Here is a 5,415-nt window from a genome sequence, read left to right on the forward strand (position 1 = left end):
GAGCATCACTTTGGCTTATACACCTGCAAATTTAAAGGACTTACTAAATAAGGTATGTAATAAAGAAAACAGTTTTTCACAATTTGATTTTAGTAAGTGGTGTGATAACTTAACTATGTTTTTTGATGATGACGAACGAGAAGAGTTGAATGAATTTGAAACCCTCGCTGCGTGGGTTGCGACAGACATTGAAGCCCAATGGGATTTGTTTTTAATTCATACTTATTCGTCTAAGATATTGCAGGACTTGGACCTCACTAAAGTAGAATTGCCTCATCAATGGTGGATTCAATGGTCAGAAGAAATGAACGAGGCGTTATAGCTTTTGTTAATCGAACGAATACGCCCTCGAAAAAGGAGGATAAGCATGTTACATCACGTAGAAATGAATGTCTCCAATTTACAGCAATCCCGCGCCTTTTATGACTTTCTATTGCCGATGCTAGGCTATGAACTCTATCAACAATGGGATAAAGGATTTAGTTATAAGGTCAATCATACATATCTAGTTTTTGTACAAACAGAGGAGAAGCATGCGGATGCGTCATTCCACCGAGGTTGTACAGGCTTAAACCACCTCGCATTTCATGGGGAGTCCCGTGCGCAAGTTGATGCTCTGACGGAAGAATTGATAAACCGTGGCGTAAACATTCTATATAAAGATCGTCATCCCTTTGCAGGAGGCAATCATACGTACGCTGTATTTTTTGAAGATCCGGACCGGATAAAATTAGAGATTGTAGCGCCTAAATAACGGGTATCAGGTAGAAAAGTAGTGATTCTGCCATGCCGTTTGATTAAGACCTGGATTACGAAAATTTAGACCTTCGGAAAAAGCCTGAGTTGTACCACGTTATAAAACGCTGGGCTTCCGTATACAGTGTTAGAGACTACCTTGGTTGAATCATTAGCCAGACCATTCGCATTCCTTTATGCTAAAAGAAAACGATAGTTGGGGGAATCTCCATGAACATTACGATATTTGGTGCGACAGGTCGTGTAGGAAATGAAATCTTACAACGTGCTCTCGAAGACGGTCATCTTGTGAGGGTCCTTGTACGCACACCATCCAAACTAACGCCTCATGAAAATTTAACGATTCTAGAAGGCGATATCCGAGAACAACAATTGGTGAGTGAAGCGATAAAAGGGGCGGATGCCGTGTTCAGTGCAATTGGTACTGATAAAACTACAACACTGACAGATGCGATCCCGCTTATTATTGAAGCCATGCAAAAAGAAGAAATAAAACGCATCGTCACAATCGGCACGGCAGGGATTTTGCAAAGTCGTACCAACCCTGAAGCGTACCGCTTTCAGTCAACTGAATCAAAACGTCGCTTAACCTTTGCGGCAGAAGAGCATGCAAAGGCTTATGAACAGCTTGCTGCAACGAATCTGGAATGGACAGTTGTCTGCCCAACCTATTTACCGGATGGAAAGGCGACGGGTCAGTGGAGAACCAAACGGAACTTTTTACCTGAAGATGGCGTTGAAATATCTGTAGGGGACACTGCTGAGTTCGCTTACAAAGAATTGCTGGATCCTCAGTTTATAAACGTTCGAGTGGGTCTTGCTTATTAAAAGGAGTTTTACATGTTTCGAAAACTATTGAAAGGTATCATTGCCGTCGCTTGTCTGATTGGCTTCTTATATGTGAATAACAACTGGCTCAGCGTTACGAATCATACCGTAGAATCTTCTGAGATTCCTTCATCTTTTGATGGATATCGGATTGTGCAAATTTCAGATTTACATGATGCTACTTTTGGTGAAAATCAACAGCGGTTAGTGAATAAAATTAAACAGGCAAGGCCAAATATGATTGTCATTACTGGGGATTTGATTGATAGCAATCGCTATGATTTACCCAACAGTCTTGCGCTCATCGAGGAAATTGTGGAATTAACAAACGTGTACTACGTGACAGGAAATCATGAAGTGGCAACGAATGATGTGGAACATATAAAAGAGGAACTCACCACTCGTGGCGTGCACGTGTTATCCAATGAAACCGTGAACATAACACGTGACGGAATGTCGATATCCTTAACAGGGATAGAAGACCCATTAAATGGTGCGACAGCTTCACAAATGATTGATTCTTCCAATGTTCCGAATGACGCTTTTTCAATTCTCCTTGCCCATCGCCCAGAAGATTTTCAATCTTATATAGATGCAGGAATGGATATAACGTTTTCCGGACATGCACATGGCGGTCAGTTCCGTATCCCATTCGTTGGTGGCCTTGTTGCACCTGGTCAAGGTTACTTTCCAAAATATACAGCAGGCATTCATGAAGGTGGGTCATCTAAATTGATTGTCAGTCGAGGACTTGGAAATAGCGTCATTCCGATACGCCTGTTTAACTTGCCTGAAATAGTCGTGGTTACGTTAAAATCGAGTTCAATAAAATAACTCGATCGACAACTTAAGAAGGAGAGATTTTCATCATGCCACAAAGCATTACGCTTGTACCTTATAATCCAGATCATCAACAAGCATTCCAATTTTACCCGTTACCTCCCGACCAGCTTGAGTTTACGGCACATCCATTAGAGCTGCTGAAAAACGACAATTATTCCAGAACTCCCGTCACCATCTTGGAAGGGAATCATATCGTTGGGTTCTTTGTCCTGGATACCGGAAATGACCGTTTCTTTTATACTGACAACCCGAATTCTATTTTATTAAGGGGATTTTCCATTCATCCGGAATCCCAAGGTCAAGGAATTGCAGTGAAAACGATACATGCTCTTCCAACTTTTATTCATCGGCATTTTCCGCAATTCGACGAAGTGGTACTTGGGGTCAATGAACGCAACGAAGCTGCTAGACATGTTTATTTAAAGGCTGGTTTCAAAGATGAGGGACGTCGTTACATAGGTTCAAAAGGTCAGCAATATGCGCTGCATCTATATGTACCAGATACAATCATACGCCGAGCAAGGCCCGGGGATGAGGATGGAATTACCAAGGTCTGTACGAAAGGTCAATGGTTTACATATGGGGATATATATACGAAGCAAGAGATTGAACATATCATTGATAGATACTATACTCCTAAACGAATCTTGAAGGAAATCAGTGATTTGTCGAAAAAATGGAATGGTTACTATGTGGCTGAGGTTGAAGGGGAAATTGTTGGGGCAATCGGTGGGGGCATGACCAACTCCAAAATAGCAGAAATTTACGTTCTTTATTTGCATCCAGAGAAGCGGAACAAGAAAATTGGATCACAATTACTGGAAGCTTATACCCGACTACAACAAGAAGAGTATAATGCCACGGAACAGTGGGTTTCGGTGGAAAAGAAAAATGACAAAGGAATCCCATTTTATAAAGCAAAAGGATTCATTTTCGTTAAAGAAGAGCCTGCAAATGATTCCGAATTGACAAGTTCTCACACTTCTTTACGATTAAAAAGAGCATTAGATTAAAAGAAAATTTTAGATTTTTGGGTGCTCTCGTTTAGTTGATACATGGTTTTCAAGTATTGCTCTTGAAGACATTTCATTCATTATTAAAATAAAAATAGTTGCCCTCGAGTAATGAGAGCAACTTTTTTGTTGTTATTTACAATTTCTAGTTCATTACTATATGAAAATACCCTTCTCCAACTCGCATAAACATACTAACTTGATAAAGAGGTAGCTCATGGATTACATTTGGTTATTTTTAATAGGTTTGATTGCGAATGTGCTGGGTACTTTGGCTGGAGGCGGTGGCTTAATTAGTTTACCGGCCATGTTAATAATGGGAATACCGGTACACTCAGCCATTGGCGCAAACAAGGTCTCGAATACAGTCAGCTCCTTATCTAGTTTCATCGTAATCTATAAGTATAAAGAAGTTACCGTCAAAGAAGCGTTGATCATCGTTCCGCTATGTCTTGGTGGGGGAATATCAGGAGGATTAATCGCGTCCTTTCTAACAGAAAGCACGTTGACAATAATCGCCGTTGTCCTCCTGAGTTTCGCATTGCTTACTTCATTTATGGGATCGAGTGATTTTGAAGGAAATCGTCCGCTTGTCGTTAGTAAGAAAAGTGGGGTCGGTCTATTTGGCATCGGTCTATACGATGGGGTGTTTGGACCGGGATCTGGCACATTGATGATGTACGTGCTATCTCATCTAGGCATTTCTTATATTCGGGCTGTTGGACTAGCCCGTATTGCGATTTTTTCAAGTTGTTTCGGTGCGGCATTAACGTACATAGCGACGGGGAAAATTATGTGGGCGGTAACCATTRCACTATTGTTGGGCTCGGTAAGTGGTGCGCAAATCGGGGTGCATCTAGCTCGTAAATTGAAAAAAGAATATGTGAAACCTTTATTACGCATTGTAACGATAGCGTTGATTATACAAATTGTSGTAACCAATCTCTAGATAAAAAGGCTAAATTTTCAGTATAATGTGAAGAAAGAGTAAAGAGGTGATTGGTCATGAAGCGATGGGTAATCTTCACCTCATGCCTTCTTCTGTTAAGTGGGTGTGGAATATTTGAACAAAACAACTCTGAAGAACCAGAGTTAATTAAAGAAGTAGCTACAAATCTTCAAGTCCCTTGGTCCATCAACCAATCTGGGAAGGACTTTTACATATCAGAACGGGTCGGCACGATTGCCTATATCCAAGCGGATGGCACTGTCGAACATCAAAAAGTAGAGTTTTCCACGCCTTTAGCGACAGTTTCGGAAGCGGGTTTGCTTGGATTTGTCCTGAAACCATCGTTCGAAGAAACAAAAACTGCATTTGCCTATTACAATTACGATGCGGGAAACGGTCCATTCAATCGTATAGTGACATTGAAATTAGAAGGTGACGTCTGGAAAGAAAACGCCATACACTTAGACGGAATCTCAACCGGCAATGTCCATCATGGAGGTCGACTTGAAATCGGTCCTGATCAGTTGTTGTATGCAACGATTGGGGATGCGTCAAATCCACAACTCGCCCAAGAGCCCGATTCTAAAAACGGGAAAATCCTCCGTTTAAATGCAAACAATCAATGGGAAACCATTAGTTTAGGTCATCGCAATCCTCAAGGCCTTGCTTGGTCAGATGATGGTGTGTTATTTGCTTCTGAACATGGRCAATCTGCCAATGATGAAATAAACAAAATCGAACCAGGTAGTAACTATGGTTGGCCATTAACTGAAGGAAGTGAAGAGCGAGAAGGATATGTGACTCCATTGCTTCATTCAGGTGCGAATATCACATGGGCACCTTCTGGCATGACGTTTCATAAAGGGAAATTGTATGTTGCAGCTTTGCGAGGAGAAGGTATTCTCGTCATTAATCCCGAATCTGGTGAATTAGAGGATAAAATTACGGGCTATGGACGAATAAGAGATGTATTTTCAAATGGTGATGAGTTGTACTTCGTCTCAAACAATCGAGATGGACGTGGAA

At 41.2% G+C, this 5,415-nt stretch carries 7 protein-coding genes; all 7 read left to right on the forward strand.

Annotated features, from left to right (window positions below):
• On the forward strand, nt 1-322 hold a 322-nt coding region (locus AC1DSB_RS13700), incomplete at its 5' end, for a hypothetical protein (RefSeq protein WP_477586900.1).
• Nucleotides 323-367: 45 nt separating this feature from the next.
• Nucleotides 368-754: a VOC family protein gene (locus tag AC1DSB_RS13705; RefSeq protein ID WP_477531497.1), complete on the forward strand. Its 387-nt coding sequence runs from the start codon at nt 368-370 to the stop codon at nt 752-754.
• A 212-nt stretch (nt 755-966) separates the two neighbouring features.
• The gene (locus AC1DSB_RS13710) at nt 967-1,584 is read left to right on the forward strand and encodes an NAD(P)-dependent oxidoreductase (protein WP_477531496.1); all 618 of its coding nucleotides are present in this window, start codon (nt 967-969) and stop codon (nt 1,582-1,584) included.
• Between the two features lie 12 nt (nt 1,585-1,596).
• On the forward strand, nt 1,597-2,418 hold the full coding sequence (locus AC1DSB_RS13715; RefSeq protein ID WP_016429799.1) for a metallophosphoesterase: 822 nt from the start codon (nt 1,597-1,599) through the stop codon (nt 2,416-2,418).
• A 35-nt stretch (nt 2,419-2,453) separates the two neighbouring features.
• A complete protein-coding gene (locus tag AC1DSB_RS13720) occupies nt 2,454-3,440 on the forward strand; it encodes a GNAT family N-acetyltransferase (protein ID WP_016429800.1) in 987 nt (328 codons plus the stop codon).
• Nucleotides 3,441-3,657: 217 nt separating this feature from the next.
• Nucleotides 3,658-4,389, forward strand: a complete 732-nt coding sequence (locus AC1DSB_RS13725; protein ID WP_477586901.1) for a sulfite exporter TauE/SafE family protein — start codon at nt 3,658-3,660, stop codon at nt 4,387-4,389.
• 56 nt (nt 4,390-4,445) lie between these two features.
• The coding region (locus AC1DSB_RS13730) for a PQQ-dependent sugar dehydrogenase (protein WP_477586902.1) at nt 4,446-5,415 on the forward strand (970 nt) is incomplete at its 3' end.

The organism is Paenisporosarcina sp. P4_E4_2 (assembly GCF_056401595.1).